General features: G+C 41.5%; 18 protein-coding genes and 1 pseudogene. 12 read left to right on the top strand and 7 right to left on the bottom strand.

Going from position 1 to position 23,535, the window contains the following annotated elements:
* Window positions 1–160 precede the first annotated feature (160 nt).
* From lolA to serS, 3 genes are all read left to right on the top strand, one after another.
* A complete protein-coding gene (gene lolA, locus BO26_RS18855; RefSeq protein WP_036774232.1) occupies window positions 161–772 on the top strand; it encodes an outer membrane lipoprotein periplasmic chaperone LolA in 612 nt (203 codons plus the stop codon).
* 7 nt (window positions 773–779) lie between these two features.
* Window positions 780–2,123: a replication-associated recombination protein A gene (locus BO26_RS18850; protein ID WP_036774229.1), complete on the top strand. Its 1,344-nt coding sequence runs from the start codon at window positions 780–782 to the stop codon at window positions 2,121–2,123.
* A gap of 104 nt (window positions 2,124–2,227) precedes the next feature.
* Window positions 2,228–3,517, top strand: coding sequence for a serine--tRNA ligase (gene serS, locus BO26_RS18845; RefSeq protein WP_036774228.1), 1,290 nt, complete (start codon window positions 2,228–2,230; stop codon window positions 3,515–3,517).
* Between the two features lie 111 nt (window positions 3,518–3,628).
* Here the strand turns inward: serS and BO26_RS18840 are convergent, their stop codons facing one another.
* Both BO26_RS18840 and BO26_RS18835 read right to left on the bottom strand, forming a co-directional pair.
* Complete coding sequence (locus BO26_RS18840) at window positions 3,629–4,429, bottom strand: BPSS1780 family membrane protein (protein WP_036774226.1); 801 nt, start codon at window positions 4,427–4,429, stop codon at window positions 3,629–3,631.
* Window positions 4,430–4,812: 383 nt separating this feature from the next.
* Window positions 4,813–5,616: a BPSS1780 family membrane protein gene (locus tag BO26_RS18835; RefSeq protein ID WP_036774223.1), complete on the bottom strand. Its 804-nt coding sequence runs from the start codon at window positions 5,614–5,616 to the stop codon at window positions 4,813–4,815.
* A gap of 370 nt (window positions 5,617–5,986) precedes the next feature.
* On the opposite strand from BO26_RS18835, the gene BO26_RS18830 reads away from it, so the two are divergent.
* Complete coding sequence (locus BO26_RS18830) at window positions 5,987–6,466, top strand: Hcp family type VI secretion system effector (RefSeq protein ID WP_036774222.1); 480 nt, start codon at window positions 5,987–5,989, stop codon at window positions 6,464–6,466.
* A gap of 648 nt (window positions 6,467–7,114) precedes the next feature.
* Here BO26_RS18830 and BO26_RS18820 read toward each other — a convergent pair.
* The 5 genes from BO26_RS18820 to ycaO form a co-directional block, all read right to left on the bottom strand.
* Entirely contained in the window at window positions 7,115–7,963 is an 849-nt protein-coding gene (locus BO26_RS18820) for a DUF4225 domain-containing protein (RefSeq protein ID WP_036774217.1), read from the bottom strand.
* Between the two features lie 318 nt (window positions 7,964–8,281).
* Window positions 8,282–9,022 (bottom strand): pyruvate formate lyase 1-activating protein, encoded by a 741-nt coding sequence (pflA, locus tag BO26_RS18815; protein WP_036774214.1) that lies wholly within the window; start codon window positions 9,020–9,022, stop codon window positions 8,282–8,284.
* Window positions 9,023–9,094: 72 nt separating this feature from the next.
* Window positions 9,095–11,377 (bottom strand): formate C-acetyltransferase, encoded by a 2,283-nt coding sequence (gene pflB, locus BO26_RS18810; RefSeq protein WP_036774213.1) that lies wholly within the window; start codon window positions 11,375–11,377, stop codon window positions 9,095–9,097.
* Between the two features lie 57 nt (window positions 11,378–11,434).
* Complete coding sequence (focA, locus tag BO26_RS18805) at window positions 11,435–12,292, bottom strand: formate transporter FocA (RefSeq protein ID WP_036774210.1); 858 nt, start codon at window positions 12,290–12,292, stop codon at window positions 11,435–11,437.
* 317 nt (window positions 12,293–12,609) lie between these two features.
* Complete coding sequence (gene ycaO / locus BO26_RS18800) at window positions 12,610–14,373, bottom strand: 30S ribosomal protein S12 methylthiotransferase accessory factor YcaO (RefSeq protein WP_036774206.1); 1,764 nt, start codon at window positions 14,371–14,373, stop codon at window positions 12,610–12,612.
* Window positions 14,374–14,511: 138 nt separating this feature from the next.
* On the opposite strand from ycaO, the gene ansB reads away from it, so the two are divergent.
* From ansB to BO26_RS18760, 8 genes and pseudogenes are all read left to right on the top strand, one after another.
* Window positions 14,512–15,555, top strand: coding sequence for an L-asparaginase 2 (ansB, locus tag BO26_RS18795; RefSeq protein WP_036774204.1), 1,044 nt, complete (start codon window positions 14,512–14,514; stop codon window positions 15,553–15,555).
* A 71-nt stretch (window positions 15,556–15,626) separates the two neighbouring features.
* Window positions 15,627–15,809, top strand: coding sequence for a hypothetical protein (locus BO26_RS18790; RefSeq protein WP_051691063.1), 183 nt, complete (start codon window positions 15,627–15,629; stop codon window positions 15,807–15,809).
* Window positions 15,810–15,975: 166 nt separating this feature from the next.
* Window positions 15,976–17,064, top strand: a complete 1,089-nt coding sequence (serC, locus tag BO26_RS18785) for a 3-phosphoserine/phosphohydroxythreonine transaminase (RefSeq protein ID WP_036774203.1) — start codon at window positions 15,976–15,978, stop codon at window positions 17,062–17,064.
* A gap of 126 nt (window positions 17,065–17,190) precedes the next feature.
* On the top strand, window positions 17,191–18,477 hold the full coding sequence (gene aroA / locus BO26_RS18780) for a 3-phosphoshikimate 1-carboxyvinyltransferase (RefSeq protein ID WP_036774200.1): 1,287 nt from the start codon (window positions 17,191–17,193) through the stop codon (window positions 18,475–18,477).
* Window positions 18,478–18,657: 180 nt separating this feature from the next.
* Window positions 18,658–19,350, top strand: a complete 693-nt coding sequence (gene cmk / locus BO26_RS18775) for a (d)CMP kinase (protein ID WP_036774197.1) — start codon at window positions 18,658–18,660, stop codon at window positions 19,348–19,350.
* A gap of 173 nt (window positions 19,351–19,523) precedes the next feature.
* Window positions 19,524–21,197, top strand: coding sequence for a 30S ribosomal protein S1 (gene rpsA / locus BO26_RS18770; RefSeq protein WP_036774445.1), 1,674 nt, complete (start codon window positions 19,524–19,526; stop codon window positions 21,195–21,197).
* 64 nt (window positions 21,198–21,261) lie between these two features.
* Window positions 21,262–21,546 (top strand): integration host factor subunit beta, encoded by a 285-nt coding sequence (gene ihfB / locus BO26_RS18765; protein WP_036774195.1) that lies wholly within the window; start codon window positions 21,262–21,264, stop codon window positions 21,544–21,546.
* Between the two features lie 387 nt (window positions 21,547–21,933).
* Window positions 21,934–23,166: pseudogene (locus tag BO26_RS18760) on the top strand (S-type pyocin domain-containing protein); the annotation flags it as partial.
* Window positions 23,167–23,535: the final 369 nt, after the last annotated feature.

The raw sequence follows: 23,535 nt of genomic DNA, 5'->3' as shown, positions 1-23,535 counted from the left end.
CTTCGCGACGGCAAAGGAGCGAATCCCCGGGAGCATAGATAACTATGTGACCGGGGTGAGTGAGTGCAGCCAACAAAGAGGCAACTTGAAAGATAACAGGTATAGAAAGCTCCGATAATAAATACACCGGGTAATAACGCTGAGTAAAGGTATCTCTTACATGAAAAAGCTGATATTGATAGGTTGTTTGATGGCTAGCATGAGTGTCACTTCTGTATGGGCAAATGCGAGTCGGAATTTACAGGAACGTTTGGACAAAGTAAGTAGTTTTCATGCCAGTTTTACTCAGACAGTAACCAGTAATGATGGGGCAATCATTCAGGAAGGTGATGGGCAATTATGGGTTAAACGTCCAAACTTGTTTAACTGGCATATGACATCACCTGATGAAAGCATTTTGGTATCGGATGGTAAAACGTTGTGGTTCTATAATCCATTTGTTGAACAGGTAACGGCCACCTGGTTAAAAGATGCAACAGGAAACACCCCATTTATGCTGATTACCCGTAATGATGCTAAAGAGTGGTCTCAATATAAAATCATTCAGAAAGGGAACGATTTTAAACTGACACCGAATAATGCAAATGGCAACCTGAAACGCTTTTTTATTACGGTAATGACTGACGGCACTATCCAGAAATTTTCGGCTGTTGAGCAGGACGGACAAAAAAGCACTTATCAATTAAAAGGGCAGCAAAACACTTATGTGGATGAGGCAAAATTCCGTTTTACTCTACCGAAAGGCGTCACGTTGGATGATCAGCGCCAGTGAGGTTTAAGTGAGCAATCTGTCCCTCGATTTTTCACAAAATGAATTCCAGCCATTGGCCGCGCGTATGCGGCCAGTCACATTAGAGCAATATATCGGTCAGCAGCATTTGCTGGCTGAGGGGAAGCCACTGCCAAGAGCTATCCGGGCGGGACAATTACACTCCATGATTTTATGGGGGCCACCAGGAACTGGGAAAACCACATTAGCTGAAATTATTGGACATTATGCTCAGGCTGATATTGAACGGATATCTGCGGTTACTTCTGGTATTAAAGAAATACGTGAGTCGATTGAAAAAGCACGTCAAAATCGTAATGCAGGGCGGAGAACTATTCTGTTTGTTGATGAAGTACATCGTTTTAATAAAAGCCAACAGGATGCTTTTTTACCCCATATTGAAAACGGTACGATTACCTTTATCGGTGCTACGACAGAAAATCCCTCTTTTGAGCTGAATTCTGCATTACTCTCACGGGCGCGTGTTTATTTGCTTAAATCATTGACCGTGGAAGAAGTTGAACAGGTTCTTAATCAGGCCATGAATGATAAAAATAACGGTTATCATGGCCAGAATATCATTTTGCCTGAAAATACCCGCCGCATGATTGCGGAACTAGTTACTGGTGATGCCCGTCGTTCACTGAACTTTCTGGAAATGATGGCGGATATGGCAGAAACCAATACTCAGGGGCAAAGGATTTTGACACCTGAACTATTGAATGAAGTCAGCGGAGAACGCAGCGCCCGTTTTGATAATAAAGGCGATCGTTATTACGATTTGATTTCAGCACTGCATAAATCTGTGCGTGGTTCTGCACCTGATGCTGCGCTTTACTGGTATGCCCGGATTATTACCGCCGGAGGTGATCCGTTGTATGTGGCACGTCGTTTATTGGCGATTGCTTCTGAAGACGTTGGCAATGCTGATCCCAGAGCAATGCAAGTTGCTATTGCTGCATGGGATTGTTTTACTCGTGTTGGGTCAGCAGAAGGTGAAAGGGCAATTGCTCAAGCGATTGTTTATCTTGCCTGTGCACCGAAAAGTAATGCGGTCTATACCGCATTTAAAGCAGCGATGGCCGATGCACGGGAAAAACCTGATTATGATGTGCCTGCACATCTGCGTAATGCGCCGACAAAACTGATGCAAGAGATGGGGCTAGGCGCGGAATATCGCTATGCGCATAACGAGCCTAATGCTTATGCGGCTGGTGAAGTTTATTTTCCCTCTGAAATGCAGGAAACCCGCTATTATCATCCGTCAAATAGGGGCTTAGAGGGAAAAATAGGTGAAAAACTGGCCTGGCTTGCAGAGCAGGATCAAAATAGCCCGATAAAACGCTATCGCTAACGTTATTGTTGCGGTAAGGTTGACAGGTAAAAATATCTTATGGTCCATTAACTTGTGGGCCTGTTCATATCATCTATCTTAATAACGACAAGCACAGGACTAGCATGCTCGATCCAAACATACTGCGTAATGAGCTAGACGCAGTCGCCGAAAAACTGGCTCGCAGGGGCTATACCCTTGACGTGGATACGCTGCGCAAACAAGAAGAGCGCCGCAAAGTTTTACAAGTTGAAACTGAAACCCTGCAAGCAGAACGTAATTCTCGATCGAAAGCTATTGGTGCAGCGAAAGCCCGTGGTGAAGATATCGATCCATTACGTCAGGAAGTGAACCAGTTAGGTGAGAAGTTGGATACAGCGAAATCCGAACTGGAAAAACTTCAGACTGAAATCCGCGATCTGGCTTTAAATATCCCTAACATTCCAGATGACTCTGTACCAGTAGGTAAAGATGAGAATGATAATCTGGAAGTGAGCCGCTGGGGTAAGCCGCGCAAATATGATTTTGAAATCAAAGATCATGTTTCATTAGGTGAATTGGCACATGGGTTGGATTTTGCTGCTGCGGTTAAACTGACCGGCTCGCGTTTTGTGGTGATGAAAGGGCAGATTGCTCGTCTGCATCGTGCCTTGGCTCAATTTATGCTGAACCTTCACACAGAACAGCACGGTTATTTGGAAACTTACGTTCCTTATCTGGTAAACCATGACACCTTATACGGTACGGGTCAGTTGCCAAAATTTGGTGAAGATCTTTTCCATACTAAGCCTCTGGAAGAAGAAACAGAAAGTCATTACGCGCTAATTCCAACTGCTGAAGTTCCGGTAACAAACTTGGTCCGTGGTGAAATTCTGGATGAAAGCGAATTACCACTGAAAATGACGGCTCATACCCCTTGTTTCCGGTCAGAAGCGGGTTCTTATGGTCGTGATACTCGTGGTCTTATTCGTATGCATCAGTTTGATAAAGTTGAGTTGGTTCAGATTGTGCATCCTGAAGAATCAATGAATGCCCTTGAAGAACTGACTGGTCATGCAGAGAAGGTATTGCAATTACTGAATCTGCCATATCGTAAAGTTTTACTATGTACTGGCGATATGGGTTTCGGTGCATGTAAAACTTATGATCTCGAAGTATGGTTACCGGCTCAAAATGCTTATCGTGAAATCTCTTCCTGCTCTAACATGTGGGATTTCCAGGCTCGCCGTATGCAAGCGCGTTTCCGCGGTAAAGAAGATAAAAAGACGCAATTACTTCATACCCTCAATGGTTCTGGTTTGGCTGTTGGCCGTACTTTAGTTGCTATTATGGAAAACTATCAGCAAGCCGATGGTCGTATTGAAATTCCAGAAGTGTTGCGTCCGTATATGGGTGGTTTGGAATATATTGGTTGATTATTGTATTAATGAAAAGCGCCGAATTGGCGCTTTTTGCTGTCTATTTTATTTAATTACAACTTCACGAAGAATAAAATGATTAGATTCAGTAAATACTAAATGTATTTTTTAGCTAACTAAAGCCGATGGTTTCTCCTTACCGATAAAAATGCTACGGTAAGATGAATAATAACTAGCTAAAATTATAGGCATAGAAATTAAAAGCCCTAAGCCGAAAGGAATTATGGAGATTATGAACATTACCCCGATGGTAATAAAGAATAAGAAACCGGGTAATAAGTTCTTTTTCACGGCTTCCAGGCTCATTGATACGGCGGCACCAAATTTAAAATTATGGATAACGATGAGCGCTGGCGCAAACCAGGCTAAAGCGCTGGCAACGAGGCCGAAAACAAACAAAATAAAGAGGCCAAGAAGTAATGGCGACAGGTCATTTTGGTAAATATCAATAGAAGGTTCACCATATTGGCTGGATAGCAATATATTGGTTAATATACTACCGCTGATGATAAAAGTTGCGATAAATCCAAGGATCATGATACCAAATGATAAAGCCCCAACGCCAATTAGCGACGCAAAATTTTTCTGAAATCCGCTAAATAACAGTCCTAATTCGAATTCTCCAGTAGTTCTCTGTTTTTCACATAGAGCCATAATTCCACCAATAAATACCGGACCTAAGATCCCCGAAAATAGCCCAAGGAAAGGAATAAACTGTAAACCAGATATAACTGCAAAATAGATAATGGTAAGGAGTATCCACATACCCCATTTATTCTTAACAAGTTCCCATGATTGACCAATCCATTTCGTACCTTCTCCGCCACGGAGGGACTGACCACCTGGAATAAATACCTCGTTATTGTTAGATATAGAGTTGGAATTAAAATTGAGGTTTTGATTATCCATGTATTGTTCCAATTTAATTGTTGATTTTTAATCTATTAGATAGCTTTCTTTTGGCTACATCTCATAAAACGCCGGCGAATATATTATATTAATTTTATTAATCGACAAGTATTAAATAGACATAAGAAGGAGAAATTGTTGATGAATTATCAAACAGCGAGTTACTTGTGTTGTTAACCTTATCAAAGCGATGCATGATTACATGAATAACTAAGCTATTTGCATAATTATATTGTAGTTTATCTCATATAAATTAATTAACATTTATATTTCAATGCCGATTTTTAATATGAGGCTTCCTTGCCTTATTTAATGACCATAGGAACTGTTATTAGTTTTCTGAAAATAAGGTGGCTATTTTCAGCAAGTAGTAGGTGTATCTTTTAGGCAGTTAAAGAGGATGATTTCTCCTTACTGATGAAAATACTACGGTAAGATGAATAATAGCTAATTAGAAGTATTGGCACAGAGATTAGTAAACCTAAACCGAAAGTTAGTACCGAGATTATGATCATGACCGTCGAGATGATAAAGAATAATAGGCCGGGCAATAAATTCTTTTTTACTGCTTTCAGGCTCATCGATATGGCAGCTCCCGATTTTAAATTATGGATAACGATCAGTGCGGGTGCAAACCATGTTAAAGTGGTAGCAATAATGTAAGAAATTATTAAAACAAAGACACTAGAAAATAGTGTAGGTGAGCTGTATTCAATTATTGTGAATGGAACATCCCTATTGGACAGTATGGCAAATAGAATCTCAGTTATTTCTGCTCCGTCGATAATGAACATTGCAATAATTCCAAGGAGTGTAATTCCAAACGATAAAGCACCAACGCCAAGTAGTGACGCAAAATTCTTCTGAAATCCGCTGAATAATAGTCCAAGTTCGAACTTTCCGGTAGTTCTCTGTTGTTCACACGCGGCAATAATACCACCGATAAATACTGAGTTAAAAATCCCAACAAATACGCCAAGAAAAGGAATAAACTGGAAACCAGCTACAAATATGAGATAGATAATGCAGAATAATATCCACATCCCCCAATTATTTTTGGCAAGTTTCCATGCTTCACTAATCCATTTCACACTTTCTACGCTACTGAGGGACTGGCCATCAGGAATAAATAGTTCTTGATTGTCGGGTATAACGTTGGAGTTAAAATTTTGGTTTTGATTATCCATATATTTTTCCAATTTATTGGTTGATTCATAATACCTTAAATCACTTTTTTGATTGCATCTCAGCAGGTGCAATCAGCTTGAGAGATCTGGTAAGTATATTATATTAATCTCATTAATCATCAAACATTAAGTAAGGTAAATAAGCCAGAATAATTGATTGTTTTTATGCAATGTGTTTCTAAATGTTTTTAATTGTATTAAATTGAAAATAACTGTAACAAAGTGTTTCAATATTATCTTTGGATGAATTTAATTAACCTAAATCCATATTGTTGGAATGATTTTAATTCCATTGAATATTTTTTTATGTAGAATGGAAATTCCCGTCAATAATTAGTCGTTGGTATTTTAACACTAAGAAGGAGTGTATATGTCAGACTTAATTTATTTAACTTTAAAGGGCCATAAACAGGGGTTAATATCGGCAGGTTGTTCGTCTATAGATTCAATTGGAAACAAAGGTCAGTTGGAGCATATAGACCAGATACTGGTATATAGTCTTTCTCACTCTCTAACCAGAGAGCTGAATGTCAATCATCATCCTATAACATTTAAGAAGCCTATTGATAAGTCGTCACCGCTTTTGGGGGTAGCGATTTCAGAGAATGAAGTATTGGATGCTATCTTTGATGGTTATAGAACGAATCAAGCCGGGATTCTGGAATTGTATTACACCATAAAAGTGATTGGGGCGACGATCGTTGATTTAGCTATTTATCATCCTCATTCGATAACACATGCTGGTTCTCAGCCGCAAGAAACGATCTCTTTACGTTATAAGAGCATCACATGGACTCATCATATAGCAGGGACTAGTGCTTATAGTATTTGGGATGAGCGCATTTATTAATTTATTTGCCGGTAAAATAGTTTTGTTTTACCGGCAAAATTACCATTTGTTTTTTCTATAATGTCTGCTGTGTGCAATCATAAATGTAATAGTGCACGAAAAAGATAGAGCAAAAGAAGTGTATAGCATAAAGTCATTATCTGATACGGATACACCCAAAAATGGAATCTGGCCAGTATGAAAAACATGTAAATGAAAAATGTTAGACGCCATCATAAGTAGTACAGATGAGTAGTTAATATAAACATCATAGGGGGTTAAAAGTTTTTTAAAAGCAATATATAGAGGATAAAGTGAAAGTAAAGAAAAAATAATATATAAATAGTCAACCATTCTATTCTGTCCTCAATATGATCTATATTGTCTATTACATTTATTTAATAATAACTTTTCTTGCTATTATATAAGGAACACAACTTAAATAACCTAAAGCTAAAGAGTAATAATGTAAAAAATCGTTATCAATGGTATTTATATTCAAAAAAGGTATTGAATCAAAATTAAAAACATAGAAATGAAATGCTGAGAAAATCAATGGTAATATTATTGCGTAAAGATGAGGATAAAAATCAGGTGACATTAACAATCTTTTTATACAAAAATAAACAGGGAATAGTAGAATTAAAGACAGTGAAACATAAACCGAATTCATCTGTAGTTCCTCGCTTGACCATATATAGTATTTAAATCACCAGCAATTTCTAAAATTATATCTTCTGTACTCATCATCTTAATTCCTTGGTGTTTTAATCCCCAAAGCAGATCAGCATTTATATACCGATATAATCTTTGACTATCTGGCTCGAGTTTATAGCCAAGTAATCCATTCAGGGACATACCAACATCAACCGATGTATATATCACATCAGCATTGCTCTTATCCATCCCAAAAACTTTTTCTCCAACCCCTTCGTAGATAAATTTAACCGGCCCAGTATAACTTTCACGATAAAGAATATAATGCTCACTTTCAACAACGTTATTAAAGCCATGTGCCATTAATAGCGCTCCAGGTGCGGCTCCAATGCCTGTATCAGTAAGCAAAAAACCACCAATGAATTGCATACTTCCAGATACAAATCCAATCCATGAGATGATCAGATTGACTGTTTTATCATTCCTGTTTTTAACATTTTCATCGATAGTTTTTTTCTTTACAACGATGGCTTGCCTTACTCTCTTTTGAGAAAGCATGGCATCCTGTTTTTCTAACGATCGCATTTCTTCATCCAATGAAGCTATTGCTTCAGAGATTGAAAGCTCCCCAGTATTTATCTTTGCGGTGATATCTTCAGAATAAGAAATAACTTCATGGATAAAATAGTCTTTAGCCAGGCTCCATTTCATATATTTGTTGGCAACTCTATCCATGAGCACCATCAACTCGTTTTGTTTATCCATCTGAATTTTCAGAAGTTTCCTTGCTTCATTGGTACTATTATCAAAGTACCCTCTGGCCCAAGGGTTTCTTTCGTAGAATTCATCTAAAGTATCCATAACAGACAACCTGTTTCTTTGAAGCTTAACTTAATATAGTGCAATGTATTAAAAATATACAATGTAAATCATAAGTCAATATTTATTTTTGCCTAATAAGGATATTTTCTTAAGTGTGTTTTAGACGCAGGAGCAGTTAGCCTGGAAATATAAATACCAGTTCTTCGGTTATTTCCTGAATGCATTTTTGTCTTTCGGAGAAATTAGGCTTGAATTGATAGATGTTCTCTTTTTTATTTTAATTTTGAAAACCGGACTAATCCGATTTTCAGTTTTACTGTACTTCACATTTCATTTCAGGAGTGGGGGTTAAGAAATTCAATACACAACCTTATGCCCATAACTTTCCAAAATACCTTTAACTCTGTCCATTGTCTCTTTTGCTGGCGGTTTCACACCTTCCAGCTTATATTCCTCACCCATGGTAATCCATTTATGTTTACCCAGTTCGTGGTAAGGCAGAAGCTCGATTTTTTCAATATTTTTCATATTTCGGGTAAATTCGCCTAGCCTATGAGCGGATTCATCATCATCAGACCAGCCTGGTACTACAACATAACGAATCCAGGTTTTTTGATTACGTTTAGCCAGATAGCGGGCAAATTCCAAAGTGCGATGATTTGAAACACCCACTAATTTTTGGTGAATTTCATCATTAATCTGTTTTAAATCAAGCATGACAAGATCAGTCACATCCATCAGCTCGTCAATAACTGGATCATAGCGACGCACAAATCCATTGGTATCAAGACAGGTATGAATATCTTCGGCACGACAGGCTCTGAACCAATCACGTACAAATTCAGCTTGAAGAATGGCTTCACCACCCGATGCAGTAACGCCACCCCCTGATGCATTCATAAAATGACGATAGGTTGTCGCTTCTTTTATGAGCTCTTCGACAGTAACGTCTTTGCCGCCGTGGGTATCCCATGTATCGCGGTTATGGCAATAAAGACAGCGCATCAGGCAGCCTTGAAAGAAGACGATAAACCGGATACCTGGACCATCAACGGTGCCACAGGATTCAAAAGAGTGGATACGGCCAGGTACGGACATAACAGGATGGCTCCAAAACTGATTGAAAGGCCCTAATTAGGGATTAGGACCTTTTATTTTGATGACAGATTATTACATAGATTGAGTAAAAGTGCGGGTGATCACATCTTGTTGTTGTTCTTTAGTTAATGAATTGAAACGCACTGCATAACCAGATACCCGGATGGTAAGCTGAGGATATTTCTCAGGATCTTCCATGGCTTCGAGCAACATGTCACGGTTCATTACGTTAACGTTGAGATGCTGACCACCTTCAATATCGGTTTCGTGGTGGAAATAGCCATCCAATAAACCAGCCAGGTTAGTTTTACGTGTTTCATCATCTTTGCCTAATGCGTTCGGTACGATAGAGAAAGTATAAGAAATACCGTCTTTCGCATAGGCGAATGGCAGTTTAGCCACAGAGGTCAGAGAAGCGACGGCGCCTTTTTGATCACGACCGTGCATTGGGTTTGCGCCAGGTCCAAATGGCGCACCAGCGCGACGTCCATCAGGCGTGTTACCGGTTTTCTTACCATAGACCACGTTAGAGGTGATAGTCAGGACGGACTGAGTAGGAACTGAGTTACGATAAGTATTCAGTTGCTGGATTTTCTTCATGAAGCGCTCAACCAGATCACAGGCGATATCATCGACGCGTGAATCGTTGTTACCAAATTGTGGGTATTCACCTTCAATGTTGAAATCAATAGCTAAACCATCTTCGTCACGGATCGGTGTGACTTTGGCATATTTAATAGCAGACAGAGAGTCAGCGGCGACAGACAGACCGGCAATGCCACATGCCATAGTACGATGAACGTCACGGTCATGCAGGGCCATCAGTGCGGCTTCGTAGCTGTATTTGTCATGCATATAGTGGATGATATTTAATGCTGTGACATACTGTTTTGCCAACCAGTCCATGAAATGGTCCATACGGGCCATAACTTTGTCATAGTCCAGTACTTCATCTTTCATTGGTTCTTCTTTCGGGCCAACCTGCATTTTCAGTTTTTCGTCCACGCCGCCGTTGATTGCGTACAGCATGGTCTTAGCCAGGTTTGCGCGAGCGCCGAAGAATTGCATTTGTTTACCCACAATCATCGGGCTGACACAGCAAGCAATAGCGTAATCATCGTTGTTGAAGTCAGGGCGCATCAAATCATCGTTCTCATATTGCAAAGATGAGGTGTCGATGGAAACTTTTGCCGCGAATTTTTTGAAATTTACCGGCAGTTTTTCAGACCACAAGATAGTCATATTGGGTTCTGGTGACGGACCCATGGTGTACAGGGTGTTCAGGAAGCGGAAGCTGTTTTTAGTGACCAGCGTGCGGCCATCCAGTCCCATACCCGCCAGGGATTCTGTTGCCCAGATTGGATCACCGGAGAACAGTTCGTCATATTCAGGTGTACGCAGGAAACGCACCATACGTAACTTCATGACCAGATGGTCGATCAATTCCTGCGCTTCAACTTCGGTCAATTTACCTGCTTGCAGATCACGTTCGATGTAGATATCCAGGAAACTGGAAACGCGACCGAAAGACATCGCAGCGCCATTTTGAGATTTAACCGCCGCCAGATAAGCGAAATAAGTCCACTGTATTGCTTCCTGGGCATTCGTGGCAGGGCCAGAAATATCATAGCCGTATTTAGCTGCCATCTCTTTAATTTGGCCCAGGGCACGATGCTGCTCAGCAATCTCTTCACGCAACTGAATGGTCATCGCCAGATCTTCACCATTTTCCAGTTTTTCCTGCAATGAATTGAATTGGGCTAATTTATCGTTACGTAAGAAATCGATACCGTAGACTGCAACACGGCGGTAATCACCAATAATGCGACCGCGGCCATAGGCATCAGGCAGACCTGTTAAAACGCCAGATTTGCGGCATTTCAGAATATCGGGTGTGTAAACATCAAAAACACCTTGGTTATGCGTTTTGCGGTATTCAGTGAAAATTTGTTTTAAGTTAGGATCGAGTTCACGGCCATAAACTTTACATGATCCTTCTACCATTTTTATACCGCCAAAGGGGATCAGGGCACGTTTTAGTGGCGCTTCCGTTTGCAGGCCAACGATGGTTTCCAGATCTTTTTCAATGTAACCCGCATCATGGGAAGTAATGGTAGCAGCGACATCAGTGTCAAAATCAACCGGTGCATGAGTACGGTTTTCGATTTTGATACCTTCCATGACTTTTTCCCACAAAGCATCGGTTGCTTTGGTAGAGCTTGCGAGGAAAGATTCATCACCCTCATATGGCGTATAATTTTGCTGGATGAAATCACGGATATTGACTTCGTTTTGCCAGTCACCCTGATTAAAACCTTGCCATGCTACAGAGAATTTTTCATTTAACTCAGTCATGATACGTCTACCTTAATTTAATAATCGAACTTTTGAAAAATCAGGCGAGGGAGCTAATTAATGTTTTTGCTCGCTACGCAGATAAATTAACCAGTAAGTCAAACCCACTAAAACTGCGCCACCGATAATGTTACCAATGGTGACGGGAATTAAATTGTCAATAATGAAGTGTGAAACAGTGAGCTGAGAGAATTGGTCAGGTGTTGCTCCCACATTGATCCAGAATTCAGTGGGCGCGAAATTCTTAATAACAATGCCAAGCGGAATTAAAAACATGTTAGCAATACTGTGCTCAAAACCGCTGGCAACGAACATGCCTACGGGTAAAATCATGGCAAATATTTTGTCTATTAAACTGCGTCCGGCATAACTCATCCAAACGGCGAGACAAACCATCAAGTTGGCAAGCATGCCTAAGAATACGGCTTCAATAAAAGTGTGGTGCACTTTATGGTCAGCGGTTTGCAGTACGTTCAGACCCCATAATCCATTAGCGACACGATATTGACCAGCAAACCAAATAATAGTGACGAAAAATAATGCGCCAATTAAATTACCGAAATAAACGTTAAGCCAGTTTTTAAACATCTGACGCCAGGTTATACGCCCGGTAGCTTTAGAAATAATCGTCAGCACAGTGGAAGTAAATAGATCTGCGCCACAAACCACAACTAACATTAATCCAAGTGAGAAACAGATTCCGCCGACTAATTTAGCTAAGCCATAAGGGACAGATTCAGTGCCTGTGGTCGCGGTGATGTAAAAAACAAAGGCAATAGAAATAAAAAAGCCGGCGGTTATTGCTGATATATAGGTGGTTGCAGGATGTTTAGTGGTTTTATAAACACCAGCATCATCAGCAAATTTTGCTATCACTGCAGGCGATAATAAATTAAAAGGGGTGTCAGCTTTCATACTAACTTCTCTTTATGATTAATTAGTCATGGTACGTAACGATAGTAACAAAGGCTTAGTGGTGTAAATTTGATATAGATCATGATTCTCAGAAAGTAAACGTGGTTTTAGGGAGTGAAATGGTTAAAATTATCGTTAATTTATTGATTTTTATAAAATAAAAAAATTTTAAAAATTATTGTATTTTTTTATTTGACCACGGATAGCAAGTTTGATAAGTAAAATTACAGGTTAAATTGTTATTTATTTGTTGTTATAAATAAATGGGAATTTAACCTGAATTTTACCTTTAATGATAAATTGTCTTTTCTACAATTTTATTTTGCGTTCCAGAAATTACGTTTTGCTTTTTGCAATTTCTCATAAGCGGCTAATAAAGCCTGATGAGCGGAGAGTGATTTTAAATCTGCATCGACTGACCACAAGCCGTAAAAACAATTTTCACCAGAAATAGCTGCTGAAGCTGCTTCAATAGTTTCCTGTCCGTACATTTTTACGAATGCCGGGTAATATTGTGCAGGCTCTTTGTCTGCTTCTTGAGTCAGTAAAAGCAGTGTTTGCATACAGCGATAATAATTAGCTCGTTCGGTTGTGAAGACGGAGGCGTTAAAATCCTGAGTCCATTCTACCCAAATCAGCGCTTGTTCCAGATCACCGCCCGCTAATGCCAACATGGATTTCAGTTCACCAATACGTAAATTGCTCCAGCCATTATCTTTACCAACCGCAATGCCAAGCAGTTCACGAACACGGGTGAAATCATCCAGACCTTCTTCATCTAATCGCTCAAGCAGTGCCAGATATTCTTCAGGCTGCCATTGACTATCTGGTAGCGCTAATAAAGCTTCCCGCAGATGGGTCCCCATCGTGTTATTGGCGATATGTAAATCTTCCACTGGATAAATATCGGACATACCCGGAACCAGAATACGGCAGGCATAAACACCGAGGTGTTCGTAATCAGCAATATAAACTTCAGCATCCAATTGGTTGAAGATAGCCATTAAGGTAGCAAACTCTTCTTCTGTCGTGCCGCTGAAACTCCAGTCAGCAAACTCATAATCAGCGTCTTGTTTGAATAAATCCCAACTGATCAAACCACTCGAATCAATAAAATGCGTTTCCAGATTGGTATGCTCTGCAACTTCTTCATCATCAAAAGTCGGCGCATTGAATACATCCAAATCTTTCAGACTGCGACCTTGCAACAGCTCGGTAACAGTACGTTCCAGTGCTACGCCAAAATCAGGGTGAGCACCAAATGAGGCGAAGCAAGTTCCGTTATTGGGATTAAACAGAACTACGCAAATCACCGGGAATTGCCCACCCAGAGAGGCGTCATAACAATAGAGCGGAAAACCTTCATCCTGTAATGTGTTGACCGCTGCAACAACACCCGGATAACGATTCATGACTTCTTGTGGTATTTCTGGCAGGCTGATGCCTTCTGCAATAATCCGGTTTTTGACATAGCGCTCAAAAACTTCGGATAACCCTTGAACTCTGGCTTCATTAACTGTGTTACCTGCTGACATACCATTAGAAACATAAAGATTGCCAATAATATTCATGGGAATGTAGACGGTATGATGATCAGACTGACGGGTAAATGGCAGTGAACAGATACCACGTTCTTCATTACCTGATTGCAAATCGACCAATTGACTTGCGCATAAATCATTTTCGGGATCGTAAAATTTACGTAACCGGGCATCCAGAATCTCTGCTGGCAGCGAATCATCTTCGGGTAAAGCAAACCATTTTTCATTGGGATAGTGGACAAAATCACTGTTAGCGATGGCGTGTCCTAAATAGAAATCAGCGAAAAAATAGTTGGTTGACAAACGTTCAAAATATTCCCCTAAAGCAGAAGCTAAAGCGGCCTTTTTACTTGCCCCTTTACCGTTGGTAAAACATAAAGGGCAATCGCGGTCGCGGATATGCACTGACCAGACATTAGGAACCGGATTCAGCCAAGAGGCTTCTTCGATATTAAAACCAAGATGTTGCAGTTTTTGCTGAAAGCTATTGATTGAGTCTTCCAGTGCGGCATCTTTGCCGGGAATAAAGGTTTGCGTCATGGTATTCACTTATGAATGCTCGTTACGGGGCGCCCATCATACGAGTTTTTTTTCGGTAGCTAAAGTCTGGTATGTATCACAGATTTATTGTTATCATGATCCATAATTTGGCAGGATATTTTTTATTAAGGAAGAAGCATGAAAAAGATGAAACACACAGCATTAGCCAGTTTATTGGCATTAATTAGTAGTTCTGCTATTGCTTTGCCAAATATTACGCTTTTGGCAACCGGAGGAACGATTGCAGGTGGGGGGGAATCTGCAACTGAATCCAACTATGTTGCGGGAAAAGTAGGTATTGATGTATTAGTCAACGCTGTTCCTGAGATCAAAGAAATCGCTAACCTGAAAGGTGAGCAGGTGGTAAGCATCGGTTCACAAGATATGAATGATCAGGTGTGGCTGACTCTGGCGAAAAAAATCAATGCTGATTGTGACAAGACCGATGGTTTTGTTATCACACACGGCACAGACACGATGGAAGAAACCGCTTACTTCCTCGATCTGACGACTCAGTGTCAGAAACCGATAGTCATGGTTGGGGCTATGCGCCCATCGACAGCGATGGGTGCTGATGGCCCATTAAATCTGTATAACGCGGTAGTGGTAGCAGGGGACAAAGCATCGGCCAAACGTGGTGTGTTGATGGCAATGAATGATGCGGTTATCAGTGGGCGTACCGTGGTGAAAATGAGCACTACTGAAGTTCAGGCATTCCAGCCAATTAATGCTGGTGCTGAAGGTTTTATTCATAACGGTAAAGTCAATTATTACGCTGATGCTAAGCCGAGAGCGGACAAGGCTATTTTTGATGTCAGTAAACTGGATAAACTGCCAAAAGTCGGCATCGTTTATAACTATGCTAACGCCTCTGATCTGCCAGCGAAAGCGCTATTGAAAGAGGGTTATCAAGGGATCATCAGCGCAGGGGTTGGCAACGGTAATATGTACAAAACGATTTTCGATACTTTGGCTCAGGCAGCTAAAGATGGTGTTGTAGTTGTGAGAGCAAGTCGTGTACCAGTAGGTTATGTGACTCAGAATGCGGAAGTGGATGATAGCAAATATGGTTTTGTGGCATCTGAACGTTTGAATCCGCAGAAAGCCAGAGTGCTTTTACAATTAGCGCTGACTGAAACTCATGATCCAGCAAAAATTCACGAGATGTTTGTTAAATATTAATTCCTGATTTAAAGATAGCAAAAGGGCGTATTCAGTGCGCCCTGAGCAATAATCAGGGACCTGGCGGTGCATTGTTAGCTGATGTGCTTGAGAGGACTATTCGTTCGGAAATTGCGTCTTATGCGCTGCTTGTTGATGCAAAAGACGATAATGCAGCGCAATTTTACCAGTATCACGGTTTTCTTGCCTTATCTGATTTGCCATTCACATTATTCTTGCCGCTGATGACTGTAAATAAAAAGAGAAAAAAATAAGAAGTCCACTTGTTGCTGTATGAACCAAGTTTATTGGTTATTTTCGTGATAGTTTTGTTCAACGCTTGATTAACCATTGCAGCAATGAAATGGGAATGATACAACCGATATATCAGATTCTTAATTGTTATCAATCATTGTTATTTCGTCAGATAAGGTGAGGTAAATGAATCAGGTATATAATTTCAGTTCGGGTCCTGCTATGTTGCCGGTTGAAGTGTTGCGTAGAGCAGAACAGGAACTGTGCAACTGGCATGGTATTGGGACTTCGATTATGGAGATTAGTCACCGCGGGAAGGAATTTATTGCGGTGGCAAAAGAAGCAGAAAATGATCTGCGAAATTTATTGTCAGTGCCTGAAAACTATAAAGTATTATTCTGCCATGGTGGCGCTCGTGGGCAATTTGCCGCTATCCCAATGAATTTGTTGGGGGACAAGGTTAAAGCTGATTATATTGATGGTGGCTATTGGGCTGCATGTGCCGTCAAAGAAGCAAAAAAATACTGCACGCCGAATGTGATTAATATTAAAACTGAAATTAATGGCTTGAAAAGTATTAAGCCAATGAACGAATGGGTATTGAGTAATGATGCAGCCTATGTTCATTATTGCCCAAATGAGACCATCGATGGGATAGAAATTCATCAAGAACCGGATTTTGATGACAACAAAGTTGTTATTGCTGATTACTCTTCCTCAATACTTTCTAAACCACTGGATGTCAGCCGTTACGGTATGATTTATGCGGGAGCGCAGAAAAATATTGGTCCTGCGGGTCTTACTCTGGTTATTATTCGTGAAGATCTATTAGGTAAAGCCCGTCAAGAAACTCCGTCTATTCTTGATTATGCTGTTCTGGCAGAGAATGACTCTATGTTCAACACGCCGCCAACTTTTGCCTGGTATCTCTCTGGTCTGGTTTTTAAGTGGCTGAAAGAGCAGGGTGGATTACAAGAGATGGCAAAACGTAATCAGGCTAAAGCTGAACTGCTTTATAATGCCATTGATAACAGTGATTTCTATCGTAACCAGATTGCCCCTGAGAATCGTTCTCTGATGAATGTACCGTTCCAAATGGCAGATGCTTCATTAGATAGCAAGTTCCTGACAGAAGCGGAAGCACAAGGATTGCAGGCACTGAAAGGACACCGTATTTCCGGTGGTATGCGTGCTTCTATTTATAATGCAATGCCGATAGAAGGTGTTCGGGCTTTGGTCGATTTTATGACTGATTTTGAACGCCGTAATGGTTGATTTTTAAGCTTTAACCGGGAACATGTGTTCCCGGATATTCAGTGCCAGCGAATATTTCCTCAAACGCAAAATTGACTCACTTATAATTAGAACAAATTTAATTAACAACCGGAGATCTTGTTGTTTATGCAATCCCTGACGCTACAACCTATTTCCTACATTAATGGAACCATTAACCTGCCAGGGTCAAAAAGTGTTTCCAACCGCGCATTATTACTGGCGGCTTTTGCCGAAGGTACAACCTGTCTGACTAACTTGCTGGATAGTGATGATATCCGCCATATGCTTAATGCATTGACTGAACTTGGTGTTAGTTATCGTTTGTCTGATGATCGTACTCGCTGTGAAGTTGACGGTATGGGTGGATTGATTACCGGTAAAGGGCCGGTAGAGCTGTTTCTTGGTAACGCTGGGACGGCAATGCGTCCACTGGCTGCCGCATTATGCCTTGGTAAAAATAACATCATTCTTACTGGTGAACCTCGGATGAAAGAGCGTCCGATTGGGCATCTTGTAGATGCTTTGCGCCAGGGCGGAGCGGAAATTGATTATCTGGAACAAGAAAATTATCCACCGTTACACATTAAAGGCGGTTTTATCGGCGGTAAAGTCACTGTAGATGGTTGTGTTTCCAGCCAGTTTCTTACCGCATTACTGATGACTGCACCATTGGCGGAAAATGATTGCGAGATTCATATTCAGGGTGAATTGGTTTCTAAGCCTTATATTGATATCACTCTGGCATTGATGAAAAGTTTCGGTATTGCTGTTGAGAATGATCAATACCGGGTTTTCCATATTAAAGGTCAGCAAAAATACCTTTCTCCGGGTCATTATCTGGTTGAAGGTGATGCCTCTTCTGCTTCTTATTTTCTGGCAGCAGCGGCAATTAAAGGCGGTACTGTGCGCGTGACCGGGATTGGTAAAAATAGCCTTCAGGGGGATACCAAATTTGCCAATGTACTGGAAAAAATGGGCGCGAAAATTCGTTGGGGTGATGATTTCGTTGAATGTGAACGTGGCACATTGACTGGCATTGATATGGATATGAATGAGATCCCCGATGCGGCGATGACAATTGCAACGACGGCATTATTTGCGCAGGGAGAGACCGTTATTCGTAATATATACAATTGGCGGGTAAAAGAGACCGACCGACTTTATGCAATGGCAACTGAATTGCGTAAAGTCGGAGCTGGGGTAGAAGAAGGGCAAGATTACATCCGAATCACACCGCCACAAAGAATATTACCGGCTGAAATTGGCACTTATAACGATCACAGGATGGCAATGTGTTTTTCACTGGTAGCGCTGTCTGATACGCTGGTTACTATTCTCGATCCGGGTTGTACAGCAAAAACTTTCCCAGATTATTTCAATCAACTGGAAAAATTGAGCCAGCAGAAACCATAATTGGCGAGGATTATCGCTCAATTAAAGTGCATTTCTTTGATCGAAGCCTATTTCATGAAGAACGTGCTTATTCCGATCACCCTCTGAGTGCGTATAATGAGCTACAGATATTGATTGTTTTATTGAGTAAGATTCAGCATTTGGTGAAGAGTGAATTTGCCATGCTAAAGGAGAATAATAATGGTGGCGATAGCCCCAGTAATAACTGTTGATGGGCCAAGTGGTGCCGGTAAAGGAACTCTATGTCAAGCATTGGCAGAAGCTTTAGGTTGGCAATTACTTGATTCTGGTGCGATTTATCGGGTATTGGCACTGGCAGCGATTCATCATCAGGTGGATATTCGGTCCGAAGATGCATTAGTTCCTCTGGCTGCTAATCTTGATGTACGCTTTGTCCCGGAAAAAGGGAAACTCAGTGTGATACTCGAAGGCGAAGATGTCAGTAATGAAATCCGTACTGAAACAGTAGGAAATACTGCCTCGCAGGCGGCCGCTTTCCCACGGGTTCGTGAAGCATTATTACGGCGTCAGCGTGCTTTTCGGGTCGCTCCGGGTTTAATTGCTGATGGTCGTGATATGGGAACGGTTGTGTTTTCTGATGCGCCAGTAAAAATATTTCTTGATGCCAGTGCAGAAGAGCGCGCGCGCAGACGTATGCTACAGTTGCAGGAAAAAGGCTTTAGTGTTAACTTTGAATGTCTTTTGTCCGAGATACAGGAGCGTGATTATCGTGACCGTAATCGGGCAGTTGCGCCATTAGCGCCCGCTGGAGATGCTTTAATACTGGATTCAACCAGTATGTCTATCGAAGAAGTTATCGATAAAGCGCTAAATTATGCGAAAAAAATTCTTTTATTACCTGAGCGATTTTAAGTTTTTAGCTTATAATTGATGGTGATGTACTAAAAATTAGGTATGTGGGTGAATAAAATTTTTCTACATACCGGGCAACCTTGTAACAGGGAATTGTGGCAAGGCATGTAAAACAACCCCATTCGGCTGGAGGCTAAATGGACGTTAAATTAAAACTCTTGAAGACCATTAACATGACAGAATCTTTTGCTCAACTCTTTGAAGAATCCCTGCAATCTATCGAAACTCGTCCGGGCGCTATTGTTCGTGGCGTAGTTGTTGCTATCGATAAAGACGTTGTACTGGTTGACGCAGGTCTGAAATCAGAATCTGCTATTCCTGTAGAACAGTTTAAAAATGTTCAGGGTGAGCTGGAAATCCAGGTTGGTGATGAAATTGATGTTGCACTGGATGCTGTGGAAGATGGCTTTGGTGAAACTGTACTGTCCCGTGAGAAAGCAAAACGCCATGAAGCATGGCTGATGCTGGAAAAAGCTTACGAAGATGCAGAAACAGTTATGGGCATCATCAATGGCAAAGTGAAAGGCGGTTTTACTGTCGAACTGAACGGTATCCGTGCATTCCTGCCCGGTTCTCTGGTTGATGTTCGTCCAGTTCGTGATACTACTCACCTGGAAGGCAAAGAGCTTGAGTTTAAAGTCATCAAGCTGGATCAGAAACGCAACAACGTAGTTGTTTCTCGTCGTGCTGTTATCGAATCTGAAAACAGTGCAGAACGTGATCAACTGTTGGAAAACCTGCAAGAAGGTATGGAAGTTAAAGGTATCGTTAAGAACCTGACTGACTACGGTGCATTCGTTGATCTGGGCGGCGTTGATGGCTTGCTGCACATTACTGATATGGCTTGGAAACGTGTTAAACACCCAAGTGAAATCGTCAATGTGGGCGATGAAATCACAGTTAAAGTACTGAAATTCGACCGTGAGCGTACCCGTGTATCTCTGGGCCTGAAACAACTGGGCGAAGATCCTTGGGTAGCTATCGCTAAGCGTTATCCAGAAGGTACTAAACTGACTGGTCGCGTAACTAACCTGACTGATTACGGCTGTTTCGTGGAAATCGAAGAAGGCGTTGAAGGTCTGGTACACGTTTCAGAAATGGATTGGACCAACAAAAACATCCACCCATCCAAAGTAGTTAACGTTGGTGACGTTGTGGAAGTTATGGTTCTGGATATCGACGAAGAACGTCGCCGTATTTCCCTCGGTCTGAAACAGTGTAAAGCTAACCCATGGCAGCTGTTTGCTGAAACTCACAACAAAAATGACCGTGTTGAAGGCAAAATCAAGTCAATCACTGACTTCGGTATCTTTATCGGTCTGGATGGCGGCATCGACGGCTTGGTTCACTTGTCTGATATCTCCTGGAACGTTACCGGTGAAGAAGCAGTTCGTGAATACAAAAAAGGCGACGAAATTGCCGCTGTTGTTCTGCAAGTTGATGCAGAGCGTGAGCGTATCTCTCTGGGCATCAAACAACTGGCGGAAGATCCATTCAATAACTACCTGTCTGTGAACAAGAAAGGTACTATTGTTGCTGGTAAAGTCACTGCAGTTGATGCTAAAGGTGCTACAGTAGAATTGGCTGATGGCGTTGAGGGTTACCTGCGTGCATCAGAAGCTTCTCGTGACCGTGTTGAAGATGCAACTCTGGTTTTGAACGTTGGCGATGCAGTTGAAGCTAAATATACTGGTGTTGATCGCAAAAACCGCGTAATCAACCTGTCTGTTCGCGCTAAAGACGAAGCTGATGAAAAAGACGCTATCGCTTCTGTGAACAAACAAGAAGACGCAAACTTTGCTAACAATGCAATGGCTGAAGCTTTCAAAGCAGCTAAAGGCGAATAATTTAAGTTATAACGATGGATAACACATTAGTGTGTTATCCAAACGGTAGTTTAGGGAGGTACTAATGACCAAGTCTGAATTAATTGAAAGGCTTGCTGGCCAGCAATCTCATATTTCGGCCAAAACCGTTGAAGATGCAGTGAAAGAAATGCTCGATCATATGGCTGAAACTTTGGCAGATGGTGAGCGGATAGAAGTGCGCGGATTCGGCAGTTTTTCTCTTCACTACCGTGCTCCGCGTGTAGGTCGTAACCCTAAAACGGGTGATAAAGTGGAATTAGAAGGTAAATACGTTCCTCATTTTAAACCCGGTAAGGAGTTGCGTGATCGCGTAAATATCTACGATTAAGTTTGAAGATAACGAGTTATTACTTATTTTTAATTTCAAACGGCACCTTTGGGTGCTGTTTTTATATTGAAAAACCCTACCTAAAATATTGTCAATTTGACGTTTTTTCCAAAAAATCATTTGATATGTAAAACCAATATCATCATTAATTTCAAATTTATTTGTGATGATTTCATTTGTTAAAAATTGCATCCAAATTGTTATAAATGGTGGTGTATTACAAGCATTAATCAACCTAGTTTCTATAAATTTCGGAATATTCCTATATATTCTTAAGTTAAATTCATTGCATAATTGATCACTTATTAGTCCATAAATGGTAAAAACATGATGATGATTTCAGTTAGATACACTCGTCATGTTGTAAATCAATGGAGAAGTGAATAGATGGCAATAGGATATTATCTGCTGGTTGGTGATAAAACGACCTGCGGTGGTCAGATTATTTCCGGTGATCACACCATGACGTTCGATGGGCGAGCAACTGCTCGTGAAGGGGATAAGGTTACCTGTGGTAAACATCCCGGTACTTACCTGATTGTTGGTGGTATCTCAGATATGTTTGACATGGGGCGCAAGCTGGCTGGCACACTGGATAGTGTCAGTACTTGTCCCTGTAAGGCTAGGTTTATTAACTCAATTATGGATAGCTACGAGAAACAATCTCAGCTGGTTAATCACAGCGTAACGCCTGCTAACATGGCGGCGCAGAATTTCTCGTCACCGGTGGAGAAAACGGCGGGCGTACAGTCTGTTCCGGTTCCTCCTGTGGCGAAAGCGCCACCGCCGATACCGGTATTTACAAAATCCTGCTTGCGGGGTAAAGGCTGTACCGATGCTGGAACTGAGACTGAGCCGGCAAATAACTTTGGCAGGATGGCGATATATCAGGTTTCGTCATCTTCCACGCCCGTCACGGTAGTAAAGCCTGAACAGCTGCTACAGAGTAACAAACATCCACCTAAACCGGATAAACCGCAGGACAAAAAGGTATCGTGGTATCAGCGGTGGTTTAGCAGCAGCAAAGATAAGGCGGAAGCCGCCGCTACCGCAGTGGCTGCAACCACCCGCAGCACGGTAGCGGCGAGTGAAGCATTGGTAATGCGTTACATTGGTGGCAGTGCGGTCAGTACCGGGCGCTGGCTGGCGGCACCGAATCCGGTAACGGTTGGATTAATGGGAATATTTTATTCGCCAGGATTGAATGAAGGCGAGGATGATTACTTAAACCGGTATCATCTTAGTGAGATTGCCGAGCGATTTGGTAAAGCCCCGACTCGAGTGCGTTTCCGCTGGATCAGAGATGAAAAAAGCGGCAGGATAACGGTTCAGGGGTATCACGTCAGCCCGGAAAGTGGTCTGGATAGAGTGTCGGTTCATATGATGAGGTTGAACCGGACCACCGGTAATTATGAGTTCTGGGAGCTGGGAGAAAACAGGCCGACGATTTTATGGACACCGAACGAACAGGAACTTAAAGTTCCGGCCCATACCGGGAATGAAGAACCGCCGTTTATTCCGTCGCAAATAACCGTATTGCCGATCCCGGATAAAGTCGGTAGCGATATTGAATCGTTCCCGATGTCGGAGGAGAAGGATTTTCGCGATTATATTCTGGTATTCTATGGTATCGATCAGGTTCTAGTACTATAGCCGTACTTCCTTTTTTCAACAGAAGAAATGTTTATAGGAAAGCTTAAAATCATGCGATTTTTCTGTGTCATAATCATTATAAAAAACACGGACTCGAGGCAGTGCCTGTATAAGCCGTGATCAGCAGCGTCTTGCCGACTACTTTGGCGCCAGAGATAGAAGCGGGGTATCTATGATCCTGTTTCAACCTGAAAATCCAGATGATCTTTAATTATGCCTAAGGATCTCCACGGAATTTCGTTTGGTTAAAAATGTTATTTGACCCTCAGGCATAGCATTTCCTGATCTATACCCTTCATCCTTTAAGTTGCTGCTTTGTTGGCTGCTTTCACTCAC

Origin of the sequence: Photorhabdus australis DSM 17609, from assembly GCF_000711895.1 — a bacterium.
Lineage (GTDB): Bacteria > Pseudomonadota > Gammaproteobacteria > Enterobacterales > Enterobacteriaceae > Photorhabdus > Photorhabdus australis.
The sequence above is the reverse complement of the archived record's forward strand: the minus strand, read 5'-3'. Positions and strand labels throughout refer to the sequence as shown.

Bases quoted from the DNA above. Each gene is read 5' to 3' on its own strand.
- ihfB (WP_036774195.1), top strand. From the start codon at position 21,262: ATGACCAAGTCTGAATTAATTGAAAGGCTTGCTGGCCAGCAATCTCAT.
- serS (WP_036774228.1), top strand. From the start codon at position 2,228: ATGCTCGATCCAAACATACTGCGTAATGAGCTAGACGCAGTCGCCGAA.
- pflB (WP_036774213.1), bottom strand. From the start codon at position 11,377: ATGACTGAGTTAAATGAAAAATTCTCTGTAGCATGGCAAGGTTTTAAT.
- BO26_RS18830 (WP_036774222.1), top strand. From the start codon at position 5,987: ATGTCAGACTTAATTTATTTAACTTTAAAGGGCCATAAACAGGGGTTA.
- focA (WP_036774210.1), bottom strand. From the start codon at position 12,292: ATGAAAGCTGACACCCCTTTTAATTTATTATCGCCTGCAGTGATAGCA.
- ansB (WP_036774204.1), top strand. From the start codon at position 14,512: ATGAAAAAGATGAAACACACAGCATTAGCCAGTTTATTGGCATTAATT.
- pflA (WP_036774214.1), bottom strand. From the start codon at position 9,022: ATGTCCGTACCTGGCCGTATCCACTCTTTTGAATCCTGTGGCACCGTT.
- BO26_RS18820 (WP_036774217.1), bottom strand. From the start codon at position 7,963: ATGGATACTTTAGATGAATTCTACGAAAGAAACCCTTGGGCCAGAGGG.
- rpsA (WP_036774445.1), top strand. From the start codon at position 19,524: ATGACAGAATCTTTTGCTCAACTCTTTGAAGAATCCCTGCAATCTATC.
- serC (WP_036774203.1), top strand. From the start codon at position 15,976: ATGAATCAGGTATATAATTTCAGTTCGGGTCCTGCTATGTTGCCGGTT.
- cmk (WP_036774197.1), top strand. From the start codon at position 18,658: ATGGTGGCGATAGCCCCAGTAATAACTGTTGATGGGCCAAGTGGTGCC.
- ycaO (WP_036774206.1), bottom strand. From the start codon at position 14,373: ATGACGCAAACCTTTATTCCCGGCAAAGATGCCGCACTGGAAGACTCA.
- BO26_RS18840 (WP_036774226.1), bottom strand. From the start codon at position 4,429: ATGGATAATCAAAACCTCAATTTTAATTCCAACTCTATATCTAACAAT.
- BO26_RS18835 (WP_036774223.1), bottom strand. From the start codon at position 5,616: ATGGATAATCAAAACCAAAATTTTAACTCCAACGTTATACCCGACAAT.
- aroA (WP_036774200.1), top strand. From the start codon at position 17,191: ATGCAATCCCTGACGCTACAACCTATTTCCTACATTAATGGAACCATT.
- lolA (WP_036774232.1), top strand. From the start codon at position 161: ATGAAAAAGCTGATATTGATAGGTTGTTTGATGGCTAGCATGAGTGTC.